This is a genomic window from Arthrobacter sp. OAP107, from assembly GCF_040546765.1.
In the GTDB taxonomy this organism is placed as follows: Bacteria; Actinomycetota; Actinomycetes; order Actinomycetales; family Micrococcaceae; genus Arthrobacter.
The window spans coordinates 1,054,012-1,077,161 of record NZ_JBEPOK010000001.1 but is presented as its reverse complement, the minus strand read 5'-3'; the positions used below and the strand labels follow the sequence as shown (position 1 = coordinate 1,077,161).

The following is a 23,150-nucleotide window of genomic DNA, read 5'->3' as shown; positions in this document are numbered from 1 at the left end:
ATCGTCCGTGGCCCTGCCCGTGAAAACCTTGTGGAAGCGGCCGAGCCGGAGCACTTTGCCCTGGTGAGCCACCCAAATTGGGGGTTTTCATCGAGAGAATTAACAGGCGACACTCAGGCGGGGCCACTAGCGTGTGGCCCCGCCTGAGCAGTGTGAACCTTGGAATTGCAGTGCGGAAATTCCAGCCGGGCGCTGCGTATCGGGCGGTTTACACCGGCCAGTCCATGAGCGTGGAACGGATCAGGAAGCGCTGGCCTTCCGGCGCCTCGACGGAAAATCCGCTCCCCCGGCCCTGCACCACATCCACCGTCAGGTGGGTGTGGCTCCAGTAGCCGAACTGTTCCCTTGACATCCAGAACTCCAGCGGCTGGCCGCCGTCGTGAGTGCCGCGGCAGCCGCCGCCGTTGTCCGCGGAACCGGACCATTCGCCGTCGTCCGCAAAGAGATTAAACCGGCCCAGCAGCACATCGGACTCCCCGGTGAGGAAGTCCCCGGACGGGTAGCACATGGGCGCGGAACCGTCGCAGCAGCCTCCGGACTGGTGGAACATGAGCGGGCCGTGCTGCGCCCAGAGCTTCCGCAGCAGCTTCACTGCCTCGGCGGTGAGCGCCACCCGGGAAAAGTCCTCCCCGGGCAGCGTCACTGCGGCGTCGAGCCTGGTGACGGGCATCAGAACCTCAGCACCACGCGGCCGTCGATCTTGGCGTGCTTCATCTCGTCAAAGACCGCATTGACTTCGGAGAGTTCCCGCGTGGAGACGGTGGGGTGAATCTTGCCCTGCGCGTAGAAGTCCAGGGCTTCTTCCAGGTCCTGCCGTGTTCCCACGATGGAGCCGCGGACGGTCAGGCCCTTGAGCACGATCTCGAAGATCGGTGCCGGGAAGTCACCCGGCGGCAGGCCGTTGAACACGATGGTTCCACCGCGGCGGGCCATGCCGATGGCCTGGCCGAAGGCCGACGGGTGCACCGCCGTGACCAGGACTCCATGGCAGCCGCCGGTTTCCCGCTGGATGACTTCCACGGGGTCCTCGTGCAGCGCGTTCACGGTGAGTTCAGCACCGTGCTTTTTGGCCAGGGCGAGTTTGTCGTCCGCGATGTCCACGGCGGCGACGCGCAGGCCCATGGCCACGGCATACTGGACGGCAATGTGCCCCAGGCCGCCGATGCCGGAGATGGTGACCCACTCCCCCGGCTTGGCCTCCGTCATTTTCAATCCCTTGTAGACGGTGACGCCGGCGCAGAGCACCGGGGCCACCTCCACGGGATCCGAGCCCTTCGGAATCCGGGCGGCGAACCGGCTGTCCACCAGCATGTACTCGCCGAAGGAGCCGTCCACGCTGTAGCCGGCGTTTTGCTGGGACTCGCACAGCGTTTCCCAGCCGGTGCGGCAGTACTGGCAGTCGCCGCAGGCAGACCAGAGCCAGGCGTTGCCCACCAGGTCACCGACGGCGAGGTCCGTGACGCCCTCACCCAGGGCCACCACCTCGCCCACGCCTTCGTGGCCGGGCACGAAGGGCGGCGAAGGCTTCACCGGCCAGTCCCCTTCCGCGGCGTGGAGGTCGGTGTGGCAGACACCGCTTGTGATCAACTTGACCAGTGCCTGGCCGCGGCCGGGGGTGGGAACGGGAATGTCCCTGATCTGGAGGTCCTTGGCGAATTCGGTTACTACGGCTGCTTGCATTGTCGTCGTCATTGGCGAAATCCTTGCGTCGTGAGTGCGGTTGTTTTGGGCGGGCTAGAGTGGGGCGCGAGGGCCCCGTGGTGGCGACGGAGTCGCCGGATCAGCCCTTCCCGCAGCTCGCAAGCTCGCGGCGGGGCCCTCGGCCTGATCCTTCACGGGAGCGCCCCAATCTTTAGAAGAACCCGAGTTTGTTTTCGTTGTAGCTGACCAGGAGGTTCTTGGTCTGCTGGTAGTGATCCAGCATCATGGCGTGGTTTTCGCGTCCGATGCCGGAGGACTTGTAACCGCCGAACGCGGCACCGGCCGGGTAGGCGTGGTAGTTGTTGACCCAGACGCGGCCGGCCTGGATTTCGCGACCTGCCCGGTACGCGACGTTGCCGTTGCGGGACCAGACGCCGGCGCCGAGGCCGTAGAGGGTGTCGTTGGCGATGCCCATGGCATCGTTGTAGTCGCTGAAGCGGGTCACGGACACCACAGGGCCAAAGATCTCCTCCTGGAAGATGCGCATCCGGTTGTGGCCCTCGAAGATTGTCGGCTGGACGTAGTACCCCCCAGCCAGCTCCCCGGGCAGTTCGGCACGGGCACCGCCGGTGAGTGCCTTGGCGCCCTCCTGCTTTCCGATGTCAATGTAGGAGAGGATCTTTTCCAGCTGGTCGTTCGAGGCCTGCGCACCTATCTGGGTTTCGGTGTCCAGCGGGTTGCCCTGGATGATCTTCTCGGTCCGTGCCAGCGCGTCGGCCATGAAGGAGTCGTAGATGCCTTCCTGGACCAGGGCGCGGGAGGGGCAGGTGCAGACTTCGCCCTGGTTGAAGGCGAACAGCGCGAAACCTTCAAGTGCCTTGTCGTAAAACGCGTCGTTGGATTCGGCGACGTCGTTGAAGAAGATGTTGGGGCTCTTGCCGCCGAGTTCCAGCGTCACAGGGATCAGGTTGTTGGAGGCGTACTGGCTGATGAGGCGGCCCGTGGTGGTCTCGCCGGTGAAGGCGATCTTGCGGATCCGCGGGCTGGAGGCCAGCGGCTTGCCCGCCTCGACGCCGAAGCCGTTGACCACGTTGACCACGCCGGCCGGGAGCAGGTCGCCGATGAGTTCCATCAGGACCAGGATGGACGTCGGCGTCTGTTCTGCGGGCTTGAGGACGACGGCGTTGCCCGCCGCGAGCGCGGGGGCCAGCTTCCAGACGGCCATCAGGATGGGGAAGTTCCAGGGGATGATCTGGCCGACGACGCCGAGCGGCTCGTGGAAGTGGTAAGCGGTGGTGTCGTCGTCGAGCTGCGACAGCCGGCCCTCCTGGGCCCGGACGGCGGAGGCGAAGTAGCGGAAGTGATCGGCTGCCAGCGGGATGTCGGCGTTGAGGGTCTCGCGGACCGGCTTGCCGTTGTCCCAGGTTTCGGCGACGGCCAGGAGCTCGATGTTCTCATCGATGCGGTCGGCAATCTTGTTCAGGACCGCGGCGCGCTCGGCCACCGAGGTCCGGCCCCAGGAGGGAGCAACCTTGTGCGCGGCGTCCAGGGCGAGTTCGATGTCCTCGGCGGTGCCGCGGGCCACCTCGCAGAACGGTTTGCCGGTGACCGGGGTGATGTTCTCGAAGTACTGGCCCTTCACGGGTGCAACCCACTCGCCGCCGATCCAGTTCTCGTAGCGGTCCTTGAAGGTGACCTTCGAACCTTCGGTGCCGGGCTGTGCGTAAACGGTCATTGCTAGCTCCTTTGCTCTGCAACACGGTGGCGATCCGTCATGGTGTTCGCCGATGCATCGAGCCTAGGAGCGTGCAGGTTGCAGCCAGGTTGCAACGAGGTCAGTCATAGGGGGCAGGTGGTGGACTCTGGGGTTACGCGCCCAGTTCGGCTTCCAGCCGCTCGAGATCAGCGACGACGGCGGCCCGCTTGGGCGAGCGCGGCGGCAGGAGCTTCAGGGCGGCACGGCGGACGCCGGCGTCGTCCGCTGCCTCCGGCAGTTCCGCGTACTTGAGCAGCGACTCCGCGCTGCCGTCTGTCAGGACGGCCTCGCGCAGCAGCGCGGACACGCGGTTCCGGAGTTCGACGACGCCGGGCGCCTCCGAGCGGGGCAGGACGGCGCCGCGGTAGATATCCAGGGCGATCCGGTGGGCGCCGCGCTGCAGGCAGGTGAGCACCTGGCTGCTGTCCGGCAGGAGGTCCATGGGCAGCCGGTACGGCCGCGACTCCGGTACCGAGGCAGGGTTCAGCTGCTGCAGGACCTTACGGAGCCGCACCATCTCGGCGCGCAGAGTGATCGTGGAGCCGTCGCCCGGGTACAGGAGTACGCTCAGCTCCTCGGCGCTCAGGCCGTCCGGGTGGGTGCTGAGCAGGGCAAGGATCTCGCTGTGCCGGGCGGACAGCACCACACTGCGGCCCTCGATGCTCAACAGCGCCTGGTCACGGCCCAGCAACTGCAGGCTGTTGCGGTACAGGCTGCCTTCCCGCGCGGAACCGCCGGCCGCCCCGGAACCTGGGTGCCGCCGTCGTGCTTTGGTCCGTTCCTGGGCCGCCGCAAGCTGCAGGCGTTCCACGCGCAGCTGGGCCTGGGCCGCCGCCACCGTGGCCTCGACGAGCGAGAGCGTGTGCGGAGCCACGGCCGCCTCCGTGCCCGTGATGTCCACGACCCCCAGCAGTGCGCCGGAGTCGGGGTCCTGGAACGGCACCGCTGTGCAGCTCCACGGGTGGACGGACCGCTGGTAGTGCTCGGCGCCGGAAATCTGGATGCCCCGGCCCAAGGCAAGGGCCGTCCCGGGGGCGCTGGTCCCCACGGTTGCTTCAGACCAGTCGGCGCCCGGAACGAACATCATGCGCTCTGCGCGGCTGCGCGCGCCGGTATCGCCCTCCACCCAGAGGAGCCGGCCCACCTCGTCGCCGACGGCAACCAGCAGGCCGCTGTCATGGCTGGGCCGGATGAGGAGCTTCTGGATGACCGGCATGATGGCGGCGAGCGGGTGCTGGCGGCGGTATTCCTCCAGCTCGTCCGGGGCGATGGCCAGCGGCGCCTCGGGGTTGTCCGGGTTGGCCCGCAGCTTGGCGGACCGCTGCCAGGATTCGCGGATCAGGCGGCGCAGCCCGGGGATTTCGTCGGCATCGGGGAACGCTTCACTCTGCGCGTAGCTGCCAAGGAATTCGTGCCCTGCCAGGGCGCGGCGCTGCGCCAGCACCGAATCATTGGTTTCGGATGCCGCCGGCTGGATCAGGTTCTTCATTGAACTCCCACTCGCCCAAACGCTTGCCCGCAAAAGTCTAGCTGGTTGGGTTTAGGCGCGGGAGATTTGGATCATCTCCTCGCGCGGCACCACCTTGATGCGTTCGCGCACGACACCGCCGTCCGCCTCGGCGGCTTCCGACCAGGATGCGCCGAGGGCTGCCTCGTGGGCGTTCAGCTTGTTCCAGCCTTCCCACGTGGTGTACTCGATGCCGCGCTCCTCGAGCAGGTCGATGATCGCCTGCGGGTCGGGGTTCTTAGCCGGCGGCAGTGTGAGCCGGTCCTCGAGGAGGAAGCCGATGGTTTCCAGGGCGTCGCCCTTCGTGTGGCCGATCAGCCCGACCGGCCCGCGCTTGATCCAGCCCGTGGTGTAGATGCCGGGGACGGGATTCCCGTCAGCGTCAAGGACGCGGCCGCCCTCGTTGGGGAGGACCCCGCGCTTCGCGTCGTATTCCAGTTCGTCCAGCGCGGAGCCGTGGTAGCCGATGGCACGGTAGACAGCCTGCACCGGGTAGTCGATGAACTCCCCCGTGCCCTTGACGTTCCCCGTGCCGTCCAACTGCATGCGCTCGAACTTGATGCCGGCCACCTTGCCTGAACCGCCGTCGTCGTAAATCTCCACCGGGCTGTGCAGGAAGTGCAGGTGCAGGCGGCGCGACGACGGCTGCTCAGCCTCGGCGTGCTCCTCGACGAGCCAGTTGGTCAGGGTGTTCACCATGGTTTTGGTCTGGTTGTTGCTCCGGATCGCGTCGTCGGAGGCCTCGTCGAATTCGAAGTCCTCCGGGTACAGCACGATGTCGACGTCGCGTGCGTGGCTGAGTTCGCGCAGCTCCAGCGGGGTGAACTTCACCTGGGCGGGGCCGCGGCGGCCGAAGACGTGGACGTCGGTGACCGGGGAGTTCTTCAGACCCAGGTAGACGTTGTCCGGGATTTCTGTGACGAGGAGTTCGTCGGCGTGCTTGACCAGCATTCGCGCGACGTCCAGGGCCACGTTGCCGTTCCCGATGACGGCGATTTCCTTGGCGTCCAGCGGCCATTCGCGGGGAACGTCCGGGTGGCCGTCGTACCAGGAGACGAAGTCGGCGGCGCCGAAGGAGCCCTCAAGGCCGATGCCGGGGATGTCCATGTCGGCATCCTTGATGGCGCCGGTGGAGAAGATGACGGCGTCGTAGAAGGCGCGGAAGTCATGCAGCGTGAGGTCCCGGCCGTAGGTGACGTTGCCCAGGAACCGGATATCGCCGCGGTCCAGGACCTTGTGCAGGGCGTTGACAATGCCTTTGATGCGCGGGTGGTCCGGAGCCACGCCGTAGCGGATCAGGCCGTACGGTGCCGGGTGGGCCTCGAAAAGGTCGATGCTGACCTCGAAGTCGCCGTCCTTGACCTCGTTGGACTTGGTCAGGATGTCCGCGGCATAGACCCCTGCGGGCCCGGCGCCGACGATCGCGACGCGGAGCGGGCGCTTGGCCGCGGATTCAGCTGTGTTGGACACCATAAGCCCTTCCGGAACGGGACACCGCGCCCCACCGGCGCGCAGTTTTCAATTCTAATTGTCCGCCCGGCCGGGCGTCCCACCCGTGACGGCGCAGGGCGGTCCGTGACGGCCAGCGTCAGCCGCTCTTACGCAAGGCCACCACATCGCCCTCGCGGTACAGCAGCGCCCGGAGTTCCGACTCCGCCGAGTCCAGCCGCTTGGGGTCGATGGTCTCACCGGCCGCGAAGTGGTCCAGCAGCCGGGGGTCCACGTAGCTCTTGCGCGCGATCGATGGCGTGTTCCCCAGCACCGCCGCGGCCTCCATCATGGCGACGCTGATGGCCCGCTTCCGCTTTGCCTCGGTTTTCTGCGGCCCGCTCCGGGCCAGGCTGACGGCGGCCGCGGCGGTGCCGCGGAGGGTCCGGAAATCCTTCGCGGTGAAGTCGTCGCCCGTGCGCTCCTTGACGTAACTGTTGATGTCGGCGCTGGTGACCGGGTGCCACGCCCGGCCGTTCTTGTAGGCCAGCAGCCGCGCGTTGCCGCCGCGCCGCTTCAGGATCTGGGCCAGCGCCGCAAGGTCCGGATCGTCGATGACCGAGTCCCAGGTTTTGCCGCTCTTGGCGGGGAAACTGAGATGCAGGCAGCCCTTCCGGACACGGACGTGGGCGCAGAGCAAGGTGGCAAGCCCGTGGCTGCCGTTTTCGTTTGTGTACCGCTCCGAGCCCACCCGCAGGGAGCCGCTGTCCAGCATCCTGAAGGCCGCGGCCAAAACGCGCTGGCGGGTGACGCCGTCGGACCTCAGATCCATCGTGACCAGCCGGCGGGCGGTGGGCAGAGATTCGGCGAGCTGGAGCGCACGGTCGAATTTCACCCGGTCTTTCCGTTCACGCCACTCCGGATGGTAGATGTACTGCCGGCGGCCCACGGCGTCGAGCCCCGTGGCCTGGATGTGCCCGTTCTCGAACGGGGCGATCCATACGTCCGTCCAGGCGGGCGGAATGCCGATGCTCTCCAGCCGGTCCCGGACCGGACCGGGCGGCAGCGTGGAGCCGTCCAGGTCCCGGTAGCTGAACCCCCTACCGGCCCGCACCCGCCGGTATCCGCGGCCGGAAGCGTTGCTGCGGCGGAGCCTCATGGGGCTGTCGCCCTTCGGTGAGTCGTCCTCATAATAGCAAGCCTACTGACTAATTCCTTTCGGCAGGCAACTTTTTGCCCGTGGCAGGCGGAATACCGCTCTCTAAGATGGTGTTATGGGTCTTGTGCCTAACCCCGACGGATACGTCTCCTCCGCTGTTCCGACTGCCTCAACATCCGGCGCCGCGCCCTCGGGCGTGACCAGCCCAGGCCCCAGGGCCTTGGACAAAGACACGACGGCGGGCATGCTGTTCGGCATCGGCGCTTACGGGCTGTGGGGGCTGCTTCCGCTGTACTTCTTCGTGCTGCAGCCGGCAAGCGCCGTGGAAATCGTGGCCAACCGTGTGGTCTGGTCGCTGATCTTCTGCGCCCTCCTGATCACGGTGACCAGGGCGTGGCGTGTTCTGGGTGCTGCGCTGCGGAACCGCTCCGTGTTCTGGACCCTGGCGGCAGCGGCCGGCCTCATCGCGGTGAACTGGCTGACGTACACCTACGGCGTCACCACGGGGCAGGCGGTTGAGACCTCGCTTGGCTACTTCATCAACCCGCTGGTGTCTGTCCTCCTTGGCGTGTTCGTCCTCAAGGAGACGCTCCGGCCGCTGCAGTGGGCCGCCGTCGCAATCGGTTTCATCGCTGTCGGCGTGCTGACGGTGTCCTACGGGAAACTGCCATGGATCGCCCTGACCCTCGCCGTCAGCTTCGGCCTGTACGGCTTCGTGAAGAAGCGGGTGGGCCCGCGGGCGGACGCCGTCACCAGCCTCACGGTGGAGACCATCGTCCTCACTCCCCTGGCCGCGGCAACGATGATTTTCCTCGCGGTGACCGGCACTGCCTCGCTGACCACCCACGGCGCCGGGCATTTCTGGCTGCTCCTGGCGTCGGGTGTCATCACGGCCGTGCCGCTCGTGTTCTTCGGCGCCTCTGCCCGCCGGCTGCCGATGACCACCATCGGGCTGCTGCAGTACTTCGCACCGGTGCTTCAGTTCATCGTTGCCCTGATGGTGTTCGGCGAGACCATGACGCCGGCCCGGTGGATTGGCTTCGGCGTCGTGTGGCTTGCGCTGCTGGTGCTCACCGTGGACATGCTGGCCGCGACACGCAGGAGTTCAGCGGCAAAGCGGCTCGCCCGCAGGGAAGCTCGGGCGGACACTTAGGCCCCCGCGGGCGGGGCCACAACTGTACGTTCGCGCTCGGCGGGGCAAGGAGCTCGGCTGGGCAAGGAACGGTCAGGGGGCCGAGTCCGCGCGGTCGTAGTCGCGTGGTACCACCACCATGGGAACCGGCAGGGCGCGCAGCACCTTGTTGGCGGTGCTGCCCAGGAACATGCGGTTCTTCTCGGCCAGGCGCGAGGACCCGACGATGAGGATCTCGCCGTCGTCCCATTCGAGTCCGTCGATGGCTTCCTCAATGGTGCGGCCGTGGGCTACAGCCACGCCGACCTCGTGGCCGGCCGGGACCTTCCCCGATGCTGCCGTCAGGACGGTGTTCGCGTGGATGTGCGCGGCATTGATGGCCTCCCCTGCGTCACCGGCGGCGTCGAGTTCCACCAGCGACACCAGCCGCAGCGGCACTCCCCTCCGCTTCGCCGCCCGAATGGCGGTCTCAATGGCGGCATCGGCGCCGGCCCGCTGCCCCACGGCCAGCGTCAGGCGCGTGACGGGCGCCGTCCGCTGGTAGCCGCGCGGCGCAAGTGCCACCGGGACCGGCGAGGCGTGCAGCAGCGCGTTGGCCACTGACCCCACCGTGTAGCGCTTGAACAGGCCTGTGCTGGCGGCGCCCACGGCGATGAGTCCGGCGTCATATTCCCCCGCCGCCTCGATGAGCCCGCCGGCGAAGGAATCAGCCTCGCGCACATGGAATTTTGCGGGCAACCCCTCCGGAACCAGGGCCAGGCCCTCCCGTTCCGCCGTCAGCACCTCCTGCTCCGCGGCACTGACCCGGCTGCCCTCCGGGTTCAGGGCCAGGTACGGCATGCTCGGCTTCACCACATAGACCAGGTCCAGTTCAGCGCCCTGTGCCAGGGCCAGCGACGTGGCCAGGGCGACGGCGTCCGCGCCGCGCTCGGTGGGTGTGTAACCGACTACGTATCGCATGCGAAGCCCCTCTTTGGGTAGTGCAGACCGATCCCCGGTTCCCGGCGCCGCTCACCGGTCTGCGGCGTGAAGTGCAGTGGTGAGGATGACTCTACCGCTGCGCTGCCGCTGGTGGAGGGGAAGTCGGCAGGCAGGACCACCACGCAAGCACGACGGCGGCAACAACGACGGCGGGCCGGGCACCTTTTGGTACCCGGCCCGCCGTCGTCGTACATCCGTTAACGCGCGAACTGGCAGCTAATGCCCCGTCCGGAGCATTTTGCGGGCATCAGCTGCCAGTTCGCACTAAAAGCAGTGTGGAATTACGCGTTGGCCTTGATGGCCGCGGCGAGCACCTCCAGGCCGTCCAGCAGCAGCTCGTCGCTGATGACCAGCGGCGGCAGCAGGCGGATGACGTTGCCGTAGGTTCCGCAGGTCAGGATGATGACGCCCTCCTTGAGGCAGGCGGCGGCAACGGCCTTGGTGAGCTCCGGGTTCGGCTCCTTCGAACCGGCCTGGACCAGCTCGATGGCCAGCATGGCGCCACGGCCACGGATGTCGCCGATTACGGAAACTTCGGAGGCCACCTCGCGAAGCTTTCCGAAGGAGAGTTCCTCGATGTGCTTGGCGCGGGCGTTGAGATCGTACTCCTGCATGGAACCGATGGAGGCCAGCGCGGCGGCGCATGCCACCGGGTTGCCGCCGTAGGTGCCGCCAAGGCCGCCCGGGTGGACGGCGTCGAGCAGGTCGGCGCGGCCGGTGATGGCGGACAGCGGCATGCCGCCGGCGATGCCCTTGGCCATGGTGATGATGTCGGGAACGATGCCCTCGTGGTCCACGGCGAACCATTCGCCGGTGCGGCAGAAGCCGGACTGGACCTCGTCGGCGATGAAGACGATGCCCTTTTCCTTGGCCCAGGCGGACAGCGCCGGCAGGAAGCCAGCGGCTGGGACGATGAAGCCGCCCTCGCCCTGGATCGGTTCGATGATGATGGCGGCCACCTGGTCGCCGCCGATCTGCTTCTCGATTGCGGTGATGGCGCGCTTGGCGGCCTCGGCACCGGTGATCTCCGGGTTTTCCTCGCGGAACGGGTAGCTCATGGGCATGCGGTAGACCTCCGGCGCGAACGGGCCGAAGTTGGTCTTGTAAGGCATGGCCTTGGCGGTCAGGGCCATGGTCAGGTTGGTGCGGCCGTGGTAGGCGTGGTCAAAAGCGACGACGGCGTCCCGGCCGGTGGCCAGGCGGGCCACCTTGATGGCGTTTTCCACGGCTTCGGCACCCGAGTTGAAGAGGACGGTGCGCTTCTCGTGGGTGCCCGGGGTGAGCTTGTTCAGCTGCTCGGCGACCGCGACGTAGCCCTCGTAGGGGGTGACCATGAAGCAGGTGTGGGTGAAGTGCTCCACGGCCTCCTTCACGGCACCGACGACGGCGGGATCGGACGCGCCGACGCTGGTCACCGCGATGCCCGAGCCGAGGTCGATGAAGGAGTTGCCGTCGACGTCGTGGATGATGCCGCCGTCGGCGTCTGCGACGTAGACCGGAACGCTGGAGGCGACGCCGGCGGCGACCACTGCCTTGCGGCGTTCGGTCAGGGCCACGGACTTGGGGCCCGGGAAGTCGGCCTGGACGCGGCGCTTCTGTTCAAGGCGGTAGGTGATTTCGTTGGCGGTGGTGGTCATAAGATTGGCCTTTCTTTGCGTCAAGGATTTAAGCGTCAAGCGCGGACATGACGTGCTTGATGCGCGTGTAGTCCTCGACGCCGTACATGGAGAGGTCCTTGCCGTAGCCGGACTGCTTGAAGCCGCCGTGGGGCATTTCGGCGGTGAGGAGAATGTGCGTGTTGATCCAGACCGCACCGAAGTCAAGATCGCGGCTCAGGCGCATGGCCGTGCCGTGGTCACTGGTCCAGACGCTGGACGCCAGCGCGTACTCGACGTCGTTCGCCAGCTCCACTGCCTCGGCCTCCGTGCTGAACTTCTGCACGGTGATGACCGGGCCGAAGGTTTCCTTCTGCACGATGTCGTCCGTCTGCTGGGCGCCGGTGATGATGGTGGGCTCGAAGAAGAACCCCTTCTCGCCGGCACGGTGGCCGCCGGTTTCGATCCGGCAGTGTGCCGGCAGCGAATCGACGACGGCGCTGACCGCCTTGAAGTGGTTGACGTTGTTCAGCGGGCCGTAGTAGTTGTCCTCGTCGTTCTGCGAGCCCGTGTGCAGGGTCTTGGTGTGTTCCACCATGGCTGCCACGAGGTCGTCATGCACCGAGTCCTCAGCAAGCACGCGGGTGATGGCCGTGCAGTCCTGGCCGGCGTTGAAGAACGCGAACTCGGCGATGGCCGCGGCGCTCTTCTTGATGTCGGCGTCCTTGAAGACGATGGCCGGGGCCTTGCCGCCCAGTTCCAGGTGCGCCCGCTTGAGGCCCTTCGCCGCGCCCGAGGCGACGGCGATGCCGGCGCGGACGGAGCCGGTGATGGACACCAGGCCCGGGACCTTGTGCTCCACCATCAGCGCACCGGTTTCGCCGGTGCCGAGGAGGACGTTCAGGACGCCGGCCGGCAGGATGTCCGCGGCAAGGCGCGCCAGGACCAGGGTGGATTCGGGCGTCGTGTCGGACGGCTTCAGGACCACGGTGTTGCCGGCTGCGAGCGCGGGGCCGATCTTCCAGATGGCCATGAGGAACGGGTAGTTCCATGGGGCCACCTGGGCTACGACGCCGATCGGCTCGCGGCGGACGAATGAGGTGTGGCCCTCGAAGTACTCGCCGGCGGACTTGCCTTCGAGGATGCGGGCGGCGCCGGCGAAGAAGCGCAGCTGATCGGCACCGGCGGCGACCTCCTCGGAGGCGATCAGGGAACGGACCTGGCCGGTGTTGCGGTGCTGGGCATCGACGAGTTCGTCGCTGTTGGCCTCGATGGCGTCGGCGAGCTTGAGCAGCATGAGCTGCCGCTGTCCGGGGGTCACGTGCTTCCAGGACTTGAAGGCGTCCTTGGCGGCGTCCATGGCGGCGTCGACGTCGGCCGCCACGGAAACGGGCGACTTGGCCACGACGTCGCCCGTCACAGGGTTCACGATGTCGATCAGGCCCGTGCCCGCAGGCGTGACGAACTCTCCGTTGATGAAGTTCTGCAAGGTTTGAACCACGGTGTACAACCTCTTTCGTCCTGAATGGTGTGATGCGGCTGACTCGAGCCTATTCCAGCCCACCACCACGGGGAATAGCCACCTGCACACCCTTGAACCGGTGCTTTAGTGCGATCGGCCAGCCGCCGGCTACCCTTGACCCATGGCAATTTCCCTCGCGGCGCTGCTGGCCGTGCAGTCTCTGGGACTCAAGAAATCCAGCCTGGCGGAGACCACTTCGCACCAGGACATCCGCTGGGTTGCGGTCACCGAGCTGGAGGACCCGCAGCGCTTCCTCAACGGCGGCGAACTGGTGCTGACCACCGGGCTGCGGATGAAGAGTGCGCCCGAACAGCGGCGCTTCGTCCGCCAGGTCCAGAGGGCCGGCGCGGTGGGCATTGGCTTTGGCGTGGGACTCTCGCACGACGCCGTTCCGCCGGCTTTGATCGCGGAGGCAAACCGGTGGGGGCTGCCGGTGGTCGAAGTGCCGTACGGCACCCCGTTCATCGCCATCAGCAAGCTCGTGGCCGACGCACAGTCCGCGGACCACTATTCGAAGCTTGAGCGGCTCATCGCCGGGCACCAGATCCTGGCCCGCGCGCTGCTGACGGGAGGCGGCCTGGCCGAACTCCTGCGGCACCTGGGCGGCATGCTGCGCACCGAGATCGCACTCACCCAGTTCACCGCCCAGCTGTACAACAGCGGCAGCGAACCGCCGTCAGCCGACTCCTGGACCACCTACCCCATCCCCACCGGCCGCCGCGATGCCTGCACGCTCTGGGTGAAGCACCCGTTCGAGGATTCCGGCATCATCGGCTACGCGCAGAACCTCATCAGCGTGGAGCTCAACAACATGGTCAAGCAGCGCCAGTCCGAGCGGGCGCTCTGCGGGCAGGTGCTCGAGGATGTGATTCACGGGACTTTGGACCCCAGCGAGGCCCAGCGCCGCCTCGCTGGGACGGGTATCAACAGCACGCGCAAGAACGTGGTGATTCTGGCCGGATCCGAGGCGCACCACAAGCAGCTGGTCAGCTCCTCACTGCCGCAGGCGCTCGAGAACGCGGTGACCGCCGTCGTCGGAAAGGACCTGGTGACCGTGGTGCCCGACGACGGACGCGGCGCCACGGCGATGGCCAAAAGCCTCAGCGACCACCTCGCCGAGGCCGGCATCCACGCGACCATCGGCATCGGCGGTGCGTACACCAAACCGAACGGCCTGCGGTGGAGCTACTTCGAGGCGCGCGACGCTGCCAGCCACGGGCTTCCGGTCAATGAGCCTGAACGGCTCAGCCTGACCTCCCTGCTGCTGGCCAGCGAGGATGTGCCGCTGGCGGACATGGCGAATGAATCACTCGACCCGCTCCGCAGCTTCGATGCCGCCCACGGCGCCGAACTGATGGCCACGCTGGAGAGCTACCTGAACAACAACGGCTCTGTTGCCGCCGTCGCCGAGGCGCTCACCCTGCACCGGAACACGGTCCGCTACCGGCTGGCGCAGATCACTGAACTCACCGGCTACGACCCTTCCGTCACCGCCGACCGGGTGCAGCTGTGGCTGGCCCTGGCGGTCGCCCGGCTGGGCGCGCGGCACGCCGGCTGAGCCCGGTCACTGCGAGCCGCGGGTGTAGCCGTCCAGCCGGCTTGCGAGCTCAACCGGGTTGCTCAGGGCCACCAGGTGTCCGCCCGGGATTTCCTCAATCCCCAGACCCAGCCGGGCCCGGACCACGCGGCGTTGAAAGTCCAGCGGGAAGAAGCGGTCGTCGCGTCCAACCAGCACCTTGGTGGGTACGTCGGGCCAGCGGTCGATTTCGCAGGGCTGCCTGAAGGGCGTGCCGGAAGGGGCGCGCTGCTCGCCGGCGCCCGCGGCCACTACCTCCGGGGGAACGTCGTGCAGGAAGTGCACACGTTCATCAAAATCACCGCTGCGCCCGTTCAGCCTGTCATTGAGCGCCAGGGCCTGGGGCTGGCCGGTAGCCTCCCACCACTCGCCGGGCGTCTCACCCGGAAGCGGGACCATCGGGTTCAGCAGGACTATGAGCCCCACCGGCACCCGCCCCGCGACAACCGGGACCGTGAAGGCCCCCAGGGACTGGCCCACAAGAACCACATCGCGGTGGTCACCGGTGGCCGCGACGACGATGTCGGCGTAGTCCTGCAGGCCCAGACCTGGATCGTCCTCGCGGATATCCACCGCAATTGCCTGGTGCCCCAGCCGTTCCAGCTCAGGAACCAGCCGGTGCCAGTACCAGCCCGCTCCCCCGGCGCCCGGGACAAGAACGAAAGTGCTCACAGCCCTCCTGCTCTGCCGTCTGGTGCTGACGCGTTTACTCGAAACGCACTGCATTCCAGTCGAGGATCCGTGGCTCCGCCAGCCCCTCGGTGGTGAACGGGTCACCGGCAATGAACCGTTCGGCGTCCTCGCGCGACGTGAAGATGCCCATCGATGAGCCGGCCGGGTCAGGGCCCTGGAACGGGCCGAGCGCGACGAGCCCGCCACCGCCGGCGCGGAACTCCTCGTAGTAGGCCTTGTGTCGGGGGTAGGTCTCCATCACGCGGGAGCGGTCGACGCCCTTGCGCAGGCTGTACAACACGACGAATTCCATGACGCGATCCTACCGGCCGCCCCGGACTCACGGGAGGCCGCCGTCGGACGCGCGGGAGACGCCGTCGGACGCAAGGGAGGTGTCAACCACAACCGTCCCGGCGGCACCGTCCACGGTGACGGTATCCCCGGTTCGGATCCGGACAGTTGCGTCGGGGACACCTACGACGGCGGGAATTCCGTATTCGCGCGCCACCACCGCACCGTGGGAAATGGGTCCGCCCATTTCCATGACCAGCGCCCCGGCGGTCATGAACAGCGGCGTCCAGCCCGGGTCCGTCGACGGGGCCACGAGGATTTCGCCCGGCTCAAGGTGGGCGCCGGCCGGGTCCAGGACGACCCTGGCTTTGCCTGTCACGGTGCCGGCCGAGGCTGGCGCCCCGGCCAAGGTGCCCGGCTGCAGCTTGCCGTTGGCCGACGACCCCGCGCGGGCCGCGGCCATGGCCGCCTCGACGTCGGTGCCATCGGAAAGCAGCAGCCGGGGGATGCGCCGGCGCCGCAGTTCCCGCTGGTAGCTCCGGCGGCGTTCGGCGACGGGTCCGCGCAGGTCCGCGCCGCGCAATGCCACCCGCGCTTCGGTAAGGTCCAGGAAGAAGACGTCCTCAGGCGCCGCAATCCGGCCCGCATCCGCGAGTTCCGCGCCCACCTGCTGGAGCTGGCCGCGGAGGATGGCGAAGGCCGTTATCAGCCGGAACTTGGGGTATTCGCGCATGCCGGCGGTTTCCCGTGCGCGCCGCAGACCGTGGGCGACGATCCTGCCGTACAGCTTCCCCCTTGACCGGGCCGCGCGCGCCGCCAGCTCGGCAACCTTGGCGTCGGCCGTTTCGGCGGCCCGCTGGAAGATCCGGTCCGGTGCGAGCTCCGGGTCGGCCAGTTTCAGGTAGTTGGCCAGGACATTGATGATGTGGGCGGGGTCCTCGCCCCACCGGGGAACACCAAGGTCGATTTCGGCCACGGCGCGGTGTCCGTACCTGGCGAGGAAGCTGCTCAACGCGCCCTGGCAGACGGCAGGCAGCGTTCCTGCAAAGTAGCGGCCGGCGAGTATCTGCGGATCGTCCCCGGTCAGTGCTCGGACCGAGTCAGTGTCCTGCCGGATGACGGTGGCCGTCCGCCAGAGCTCCAGATCCATCTCGGTGGTCACGTTGTGCGGCAAGCCGCGCAGTACGGCCTGCAGTTCGCCGGGCTGCGCCAGCCGGCCCAGCAGCAGCCGGGCCAGGCCCAGCCAGAGGTATCCGGCGGCCGCCGGCGGCAGGACCCGCATCACGGCGGGCGTGATCTCAGTGGTGAGGACGCGTTCCACGAAGTCCAGCCGCCGGGCGCCGGAGACCGGCCCCGGCAGCACCAGCATCCGGTCCATCTCCTGGTCCGATTCCCTGACCCGTTCCAGCGCGGAGGCGGGGTTGGCCATCGCGCGCAGGACGTTCCCAAGCAGGCCAAAGGGCGGCGAGGCCCTGAGCTCCGCTTTCAGTGACGCCAGCCTGGGTGCCCTGGTGAGGGTAAAGCGGGGGTCATCGGCCAGGTACGCCAGCACATCCACTGACCTGGCATCAGCCACCTTCATTGCCCGCCGAAGGCTGCGCCTCCCGCCCTTGCTCCGCAGCAGGGACGTGACATCGACAAACATGCGCATGCCGGCCTGGGTGGAACGGTAGGCGGCAGGTCCTCCGCCGGCTGACCGGTAACTGTTGCTCATCAGGGTGAAGGACGCCAAGCCCATCGGTGTCAACGGCCGGGTCAGCCCCTGCAGCAGGCTGGCGCACAGGTAGGCGCGGGTGCGGCCATCGTGGTTGTCTGGCTCGGGCAGCGGAAACAGTGTGGTGATCGGACGGGACTGCACCACCAGGATCCCGCCGGCCGGATCGATGGCCCATTCCACGTCCTGCGGCTCCCCATAGAGCTCTTCCGCCCGGGCGCCGACCCTGGCCAGCGAGCGGACCTGCGCATCCGTCAGGCACGCCTGCCGCGCGCCGCCTTCCCGGTGCACCAGCCGGGTCCCGCCGCCCGGGGCGGGCCGGCTCTGGACAGGTTTATAGCCCTGGCTGCGCTCGAGGATCTCCCCTGTGGCGGCGTCGACCCGATAATGGTCCGGGTTCACAGCCCCGCTTACCAGCGCCTCGCCGAGCCCGGGCGCGGCGTCGATCACCATTTCCTTCCGCCGGCCGGTCAGCGGGTTCGCCGTGAACATCACCCCGGCCACCTGCGCGTCCACCATCTTCTGGACAACGACGGCGATCCCGACTGAGCCGTGGTCTACCCCGTGATCGGCGCGGTAGGCCACCGCCCGGTCTGTCCACAGGGAAGCCCAGCAGCGGCGGACTGCATCCGCCAGCGCGTCAGTACCGACGACGTTGAGGTAAGTGTCCAGCTGGCCGGCGAAGCTGGCTTCGGGCAGATCCTCGGCGGTGGCGGAGGAACGCACGGCCACCGGAGCGTCTTCGCCCAGGGTGGCATAGGCGGCAAGGATGGCGCTGACGGTGTCCGCGGGCACGGCTGCCGACGCCAGCCTGCTGCGCGACTGTTCCGCCGGCCCGGAAGGATCCACTCCGGCCGCCGCCGCCACCTGCCGGTATGCGGCGGTAGTGACGCAGAATCCGGGCGGGACCGGCAACCCTGCCGCCAGGAGCACACCGAGATTGGCAGCCTTGCCGCCCACCTCCAGCACCATGCCGGCTTCCACCCGGGCCAGGCTGATGACTGTGTCCCCCGGGCGTGGTGGCTGCTCGTCCACCGCCGCCCCGCTATCCCACTCCGCGCCGGATGGCCTTCCGGGACTTCCGGTGCGCCTTGCGGTACTTGGTTTCGGCCTTGGCTGCCATCTTCTGTTCCCGCTTCAGGAGCGAGCCGTAGGCCGCATCCACCGGCTCCGGCAGGTCGGGGCCGCCGGCGAGCTTCCCCAGGAAAATCCGCGCCATCACGCTGTCGTGGTGGTCGCCGAGGATCGTCTGCTGCTTGTGCGCCGCCTTGGCCAGCTTGGCGGCCCGCCGGCCGAAGACCGGGTCCACGGTCTCGGCAGCATGCCGCAGCCGTTTGGCGTCCTTCCGTACCTGGTGCAGCGCGGCTTCGTGCGCGGTGGCATCTTTGAGCTCCATGCCGGGTTTTTCGCCGGCGCCGTCCTTGACCCGCAAAGCCGACTTGTGGGCGCGACGCAGCCGTTTGGCCGACTTGCCCACCAGCTTGCGGGCGGCCTTACGCGCGGGTGCGGAAGCGGCCGGGCGGACGGGCGGGTGGTCGCGGAAGTCTTCGAGGTCGTCGAGGAGGCGGAAGTAGCGGTCGGTCAGGAGCACTTCCTGCGCCTTGCGGTAGGCGGCGTCCAGCCTGGTGCCCAGCTCCCGCTCGATCCGCTGTTTCACGTCGTCGGCCCCCTCACCCCGCGGAAGCTTCGCCGCGTGCTTCCGTAGCCGGTCCTGCATGACTTCGGCGTCGCGGGGCGTGCCGAGGATCCGGCCCAGCCACTTGAGCTCGTCGCGCAGCCGGCCAACGGCGCCCTTGCCATACAGCTTCCGGTAGACCGCGAGTGCCGACCGCACCCGGCGGGTGGCCGAGCGCATCGCATGAACCGCGTCCGGCTCCTCCAGCCGTACCCGGGCGTCGTTGGCCAGGATTTCGCTGATCTGCCCGGCCAGGTATTCGCTTACGACGGCGGACGCCGGCCATTTCTTGCCCGGTTTCCTGCCCCCGGGCTGCTTCGCCCCTCCGGAAGATCCCACTGTGCTGTCAGTCGCGGCAAGGCCTGCAGATTCTGCAACGGCTGCAGGTTCTGCAACGCCTGCAGGTTCTGCAGCGGCGGGGGCTTTCGGCGCCGCCTCCCCCAGCACGCGCCGCAGCTTGGACTCGTGCCCTGACGGCCGGGCACCCGCCGACGCCAGCACCGGCGCCGCTGCCTTGAAGACCTCCGGCTGGCCGTGAACCAGCTCGAGTTCCCATTCGCGCCACTGATGCTTCTGGCCTGCCGGTTTCTCACCTGACCCGTGAAGAAGCTCGGCGTCCACGGTGTCATCGGCGAAGTCGGCGAGGTGCACGCCGTCGTCCCCGTAGAGTGCATGGGTGGTGCGCCGGGTGTTCAGCCGGGCTACAGGCACCGGATCCGATCCGCGGAGGTAGGCGTGCAGGTAGGCCAGCAGTTTCTCGGGGACGACGTTGGCCTGGCCCAGCGGGGCGTGGACCTCCCGGCGTGGCCCCGGCTCCTCCTCTGACCCTGATGCAGGTTCCGGTGGCAGCTTCACATGCCAGCCGGCATCGGTTCCGCCGCTCCTGCGCCGCAGGGTGATGCGGCGGGAGGCGAGGACGAGGTCCTCGGTGTCGAAGTAGACTGCTTCGAGTTCAGCATCATGCGGTTCACCCACGCCGCCCACCCCGGGGATGGCGGCGAGATCGGGCAGCGCCGTGCCGGTGTCGACGTCGTACTTCTTCTCCGATTCAAGGCCTTCGGCAGTCATGGCTGGGCGGCGTCCTTTCCCATTGCCGGTTGCTGCGCTCAATGCGCCTGCTGGCCCGAGTCTATGCCCGGGCAGGGGTGCCCGCGAGAGTTTCCCCACAAAGTTCTAGACATCAAACATCAAACGTCTAACGTTAAGGAATGGCGACCACTTCTTCAGCACCCCCGACAACAGCCACGTACCCGACCAAGCCGCGAACCGCCGTCGTCGCCGGCGTCATAGCCCTGGTCCTCATCGGCCTGAACCTGCGCGCCGGCATCACCGGCGCCTCGGCCCTGCTGCACGATTTGCAGCAGGTTCTGGGTTACGGGCCGCTGGTCGCTTCACTCATCCCCTCCATTCCCACGCTGTGCTTCGCCGTGGCGGGGGCGGCAACGTCCTGGCTGACCGGGAAGCTCGGCGTCGAGAAGGCCATCCTGCTCTCGCTCGGCATGCTGGCGGGCGGGCTGCTGGTCCGGGGCATTCCCACCACCGGCATGCTGGTGGTGGGCACGGTGGTTGGGATGTCCGGCCTGGCCGTCTGCAACGTGTCCATGCCGTCCTTCATCCGGGAGCACTTTGCCGCGCGCACCTCGCTCATGACGGCCGTCTACACGGTAACCATGACCAGCGGCGCCACGGTCATGGCTGTGGTGGTGGTCCCGCTGTCGCAGTTGCTGGGGTCGCCGTCGGCCGGGCTGGGCACCATAGGGATCCTCGCCCTGTCTGCTTTCCTGGGCTTCCTGCCCGTGACGCTGCACGCCCACCGCAACACCGTGCGGAAGACGGCCGGACACGTGTCCCCGTGGCCGCTGCTGCGCACCAAGACAGGGCTGCTGCTCACGGGCATCTTCACCCTGCAGGCACTGCTCGCCTATGCGCTGCTCAGCTGGTTCCCTTACATGCTCACCACCATGGGGCTCAGCCCCGCGGACAGCGCCCTCATGTTCGGCGTCATGCAGCTGGTCTCCGTCCCTGCCGGCATGACGCTGATCGCCATCGGCTCCCGCCCGCGGATGCTGCGTCCCGCCGTCTACCTGGCCACTGTGACCATGACGGCAGGCATTGCCGCGCTTCTTGTCCTTCCCGTTTCACTGGCCGTTGTCCCGGCCGTGCTGCTGGGCTTCGGCCTGGGCATCTTCCCCCTGGTGATGGTGATCATCAGCCGCAGCGGCCGGAACACTGCAGAGACCACGGCCCTGTCCACGCTCGCGCAGTCCACCGGCTACCTCCTCGCCACCGCGGGGCCGTTCGGCATGGGCCTGCTGCACAGCGCGACGGGCAGCTGGACCCTGCCGATCGCACTGCTCCTGGTCATAGCCCTGGTGCAGATCGTCGTGGCGCACCTGCTCAGCAGCGGCCGGGCTGCCGGCGTTAGCGCCACTGGCACAGGCAGCGCCGCCGGAATGAAAGAATAAGACGCCATGACCCTGAGCACGTCGCACCGCCCGCCGCTGACGGACGAAGTCACCGCCAAACTCCGTGGCATGATCCAGACCGGCGAGTGGCCGCTACAGCAGCGCATACCCTCCGAGACCGAGCTCATGTCAGGGCTGGGCGTATCCCGCGGGACGCTGCGGGAAGCTGTTAAGGCGCTGGCCCACAGCGGGATGCTCGAGGTCCGCCGCGGCGACGGAACCTACGTCCGGGCCACCAGCGAGATTTCCGGGGCCGCCCGGCGGCTCTACAAGGAACACACGGACGTGCACGTCCTCGAGGTCCGCGTGGGGCTGGACACGCAGGCGGCCCGCCTCGCCGCCCGGCATGCAACGGCCGACGACGTCGCCGCCATGCGCGCGCTGCTCACCGAACGCGGGGAGGCCTGGCACGCCAAAGACTTCGCGCGATGGGCCCGCGCCGACTGGGGCTTTCACGAGCGGGTGGCGCAGGCCTCCGGCAATCCCCTACTGCACGAGCTCTACGTCAGCTTCGGCGACGTGTTCCACGCCGATCTTCTGAAGCAGCACCGGCGCGCCGGTTTCAACGGCCTGCCGGACGCGGGCCACGGCGAGCTCGTGAACGCTATCGAAGCGCAGGACGGCGACGCTGCCGTGGCCAGCGTGCTCCGGAACCTCAACTCCTGCGCGGAGTGGCTGGCGGAATAACGGGCTTTCGCCTCAACAGAAAAAGGTCAGTAGGCTTACTAATCAAGCCAGTCGACTGATTGATCTGATGAGTAGGAGTTCCCATGGCCCGAACAGCCCGCCTGTCCGAGCAGGATCCAGTGTCCGAGCAGGATCCGGCCCAACGGCTTATGTCCGGTCCCAACTCGCCGCGCCGGGCTGCCCGGCAGCCGGAGCATAAGCCGGCCCGGGAGCTGTGGTCCGACAACCTGGGAAGGGTGGGAATCCGGTGCGGCCAGATCCTGCTGGTCCTTGCCGTGGCGGCCGTGTCCGTCTACGGCCTTTTGCAGGTCCGGCTGCTCGTCATTCCGGTGCTGATCGCACTGATCCTCGCCGCCGCCATCGGGCCGTTCGTCAACCTCCTGCGCCGCCGCGGACTGCCCGGCGGAGCTGCCACGGCGGTGGCATTCGCGGCCCTGCTGCTTCTGCTGGCGGGCGTCGGCACCGTGATCTATTTCTCGGTCCGCAGCCAGTGGGGCGAGCTGGTCCAGCAGGCCTCCGAGGGCCTCGACGAACTTGAAAGCCTCCTCCTCTCCGGCCCGGTTCCCGTTGACCGCGAGCAGCTGAACCAGGCCAGGGAGGGCGCCGTCCAGTTCGCCACGAGCAGCCAGGTCCGGTCGGGCGCCATCACCGGCCTCTCCGTGGTCACGGAGTTTCTGGCCGGCGCCAGCCTCATGGTGGTGATCCTGTTCTTCTTCCTCAAGGACGGGGCGAGGATCTGGAACTTCCTTCTGCGGCCATTCTCCGGGGAACGGGAAGCCAGGCTTCGGCGGGTGAGCAAGCGGACCCTCGAGGTTCTGGGCGGCTACGTCCGCGGCACTGCCATTGTGGCACTGGCGGATACCGCAGCAATCGGCGCCGCCCTGCTGATCATGCAGGTGCCGCTGGCCATTCCGCTGGCCATCATCGTGTTCATCGGCGCGTTCGTTCCTCTGGTCGGGGCCACGGTTGCCGGGATCCTCGCCGCCCTGGTGGCACTGGTTGCCAACGGCCCGGTGGTGGCGGTGGTCATCGCCGTGAACCAGCTCGAAGGCGACCTGCTCCAGCCAGTCGTCATGGGCAAGTCCCTGCAGCTCCACGCCCTCGTCATCCTCATGGCCCTGACGGCGGGGACCATCCTGGCGGGCATCATCGGCGCAGTGCTGGCCGTTCCGCTGACAGCCGTGGCGTGGGCCATCATCCAGGTGTGGACCGCCGAGAATCCGCACCTCCAGGACATGAACCCAAACTTGCCGCCGGCGGACAGCCAGCCCGTAGAAACTCAGCGGTGCGGAGGTGAACCGAGCACTGCGGCCGGGCACTTGGGTGCCCGGCCGCCATGGTGCGTTATT

General features: G+C 67.9%; 17 protein-coding genes and 1 pseudogene. 5 read left to right on the top strand and 13 right to left on the bottom strand.

Translation table 11 applies throughout. The features are described from left to right. Nucleotides 1–208: 208 nt before the first annotated feature. The 6 genes from ABIE00_RS05005 to ABIE00_RS04980 form a co-directional block, all read right to left on the bottom strand. The gene (locus ABIE00_RS05005; protein WP_354257533.1) at nucleotides 209–670 is read right to left on the bottom strand and encodes a DUF779 domain-containing protein; all 462 of its coding nucleotides are present in this window, start codon (nucleotides 668–670) and stop codon (nucleotides 209–211) included. Continuing rightward, nucleotides 670–1,692 carry an alcohol dehydrogenase AdhP gene (gene adhP / locus ABIE00_RS05000; protein ID WP_354257530.1) on the bottom strand — a complete coding sequence of 341 codons (1,023 nt, stop codon included), beginning with the start codon at nucleotides 1,690–1,692 and terminating at the stop codon, nucleotides 670–672. Before adhP ends, ABIE00_RS05005 begins: the two co-directional genes overlap by 1 nt. Nucleotides 1,693–1,852: 160 nt before the next feature. Then, the gene (exaC, locus tag ABIE00_RS04995) at nucleotides 1,853–3,376 is read right to left on the bottom strand and encodes an acetaldehyde dehydrogenase ExaC (protein ID WP_354257527.1); all 1,524 of its coding nucleotides are present in this window, start codon (nucleotides 3,374–3,376) and stop codon (nucleotides 1,853–1,855) included. Nucleotides 3,377–3,509: 133 nt separating this feature from the next. Continuing rightward, nucleotides 3,510–4,886: a GAF domain-containing protein gene (locus ABIE00_RS04990; protein ID WP_354257524.1), complete on the bottom strand. Its 1,377-nt coding sequence runs from the start codon at nucleotides 4,884–4,886 to the stop codon at nucleotides 3,510–3,512. Between the two features lie 51 nt (nucleotides 4,887–4,937). Further along, a complete protein-coding gene (locus tag ABIE00_RS04985; protein ID WP_502914199.1) occupies nucleotides 4,938–6,377 on the bottom strand; it encodes an FAD-dependent oxidoreductase in 1,440 nt (479 codons plus the stop codon). Between the two features lie 115 nt (nucleotides 6,378–6,492). Next, nucleotides 6,493–7,491: a DNA topoisomerase IB gene (locus tag ABIE00_RS04980; protein ID WP_354257521.1), complete on the bottom strand. Its 999-nt coding sequence runs from the start codon at nucleotides 7,489–7,491 to the stop codon at nucleotides 6,493–6,495. Nucleotides 7,492–7,606: 115 nt separating this feature from the next. Between ABIE00_RS04980 and rarD the strand changes: the two genes are divergently transcribed. Then, nucleotides 7,607–8,644, top strand: coding sequence for an EamA family transporter RarD (gene rarD, locus ABIE00_RS04975; protein ID WP_354257519.1), 1,038 nt, complete (start codon nucleotides 7,607–7,609; stop codon nucleotides 8,642–8,644). A 72-nt stretch (nucleotides 8,645–8,716) separates the two neighbouring features. On the opposite strand, the gene ABIE00_RS04970 is transcribed toward rarD, so the two are convergent. The 3 genes from ABIE00_RS04970 to ABIE00_RS04960 form a co-directional block, all read right to left on the bottom strand. After that, the gene (locus ABIE00_RS04970; RefSeq protein ID WP_354257516.1) at nucleotides 8,717–9,583 is read right to left on the bottom strand and encodes a universal stress protein; all 867 of its coding nucleotides are present in this window, start codon (nucleotides 9,581–9,583) and stop codon (nucleotides 8,717–8,719) included. Nucleotides 9,584–9,885: 302 nt separating this feature from the next. Next, nucleotides 9,886–11,241 carry a 4-aminobutyrate--2-oxoglutarate transaminase gene (gabT, locus tag ABIE00_RS04965; protein ID WP_354257514.1) on the bottom strand — a complete coding sequence of 452 codons (1,356 nt, stop codon included), beginning with the start codon at nucleotides 11,239–11,241 and terminating at the stop codon, nucleotides 9,886–9,888. Nucleotides 11,242–11,269: 28 nt separating this feature from the next. Further along, complete coding sequence (locus ABIE00_RS04960; protein ID WP_354257511.1) at nucleotides 11,270–12,700, bottom strand: aminobutyraldehyde dehydrogenase; 1,431 nt, start codon at nucleotides 12,698–12,700, stop codon at nucleotides 11,270–11,272. 142 nt (nucleotides 12,701–12,842) lie between these two features. Here ABIE00_RS04960 and ABIE00_RS04955 point away from each other — a divergent pair, with 142 nt between their 5' ends. Then, nucleotides 12,843–14,279, top strand: coding sequence for a PucR family transcriptional regulator (locus tag ABIE00_RS04955; RefSeq protein WP_354257509.1), 1,437 nt, complete (start codon nucleotides 12,843–12,845; stop codon nucleotides 14,277–14,279). Between the two features lie 6 nt (nucleotides 14,280–14,285). On the opposite strand, the gene ABIE00_RS04950 is transcribed toward ABIE00_RS04955, so the two are convergent. The 4 genes from ABIE00_RS04950 to ABIE00_RS04935 are packed head-to-tail and all read right to left on the bottom strand — an operon-like array spanning nucleotide 14,286 to nucleotide 19,717. Beyond that, nucleotides 14,286–14,969 carry an alpha/beta fold hydrolase gene (locus ABIE00_RS04950; RefSeq protein WP_354257506.1) on the bottom strand — a complete coding sequence of 228 codons (684 nt, stop codon included), beginning with the start codon at nucleotides 14,967–14,969 and terminating at the stop codon, nucleotides 14,286–14,288. A gap of 34 nt (nucleotides 14,970–15,003) precedes the next feature. Further along, the gene (locus ABIE00_RS04945; RefSeq protein WP_354257503.1) at nucleotides 15,004–15,270 is read right to left on the bottom strand and encodes a YciI family protein; all 267 of its coding nucleotides are present in this window, start codon (nucleotides 15,268–15,270) and stop codon (nucleotides 15,004–15,006) included. Nucleotides 15,271–15,309: 39 nt separating this feature from the next. Next, on the bottom strand, nucleotides 15,310–18,009 hold the full coding sequence (locus ABIE00_RS04940; protein WP_354257500.1) for a PEP/pyruvate-binding domain-containing protein: 2,700 nt from the start codon (nucleotides 18,007–18,009) through the stop codon (nucleotides 15,310–15,312). Nucleotides 18,010–18,019: 10 nt separating this feature from the next. Then, nucleotides 18,020–19,717 carry a CYTH and CHAD domain-containing protein gene (locus ABIE00_RS04935; RefSeq protein ID WP_354257498.1) on the bottom strand — a complete coding sequence of 566 codons (1,698 nt, stop codon included), beginning with the start codon at nucleotides 19,715–19,717 and terminating at the stop codon, nucleotides 18,020–18,022. Nucleotides 19,718–19,857: 140 nt separating this feature from the next. On the opposite strand from ABIE00_RS04935, the gene ABIE00_RS04930 reads away from it, so the two are divergent. From ABIE00_RS04930 to ABIE00_RS04920, 3 genes and pseudogenes are all read left to right on the top strand, one after another. Next, the gene (locus ABIE00_RS04930) at nucleotides 19,858–21,114 is read left to right on the top strand and encodes an MFS transporter (protein ID WP_354257495.1); all 1,257 of its coding nucleotides are present in this window, start codon (nucleotides 19,858–19,860) and stop codon (nucleotides 21,112–21,114) included. A 6-nt stretch (nucleotides 21,115–21,120) separates the two neighbouring features. Then, the gene (locus ABIE00_RS04925; RefSeq protein ID WP_354257492.1) at nucleotides 21,121–21,801 is read left to right on the top strand and encodes a FadR/GntR family transcriptional regulator; all 681 of its coding nucleotides are present in this window, start codon (nucleotides 21,121–21,123) and stop codon (nucleotides 21,799–21,801) included. An 83-nt stretch (nucleotides 21,802–21,884) separates the two neighbouring features. After that, nucleotides 21,885–23,072 (top strand): annotated as a pseudogene (locus ABIE00_RS04920) (AI-2E family transporter); the annotation flags it as partial. Between the last annotated feature and the right edge of the window lie 78 nt (nucleotides 23,073–23,150).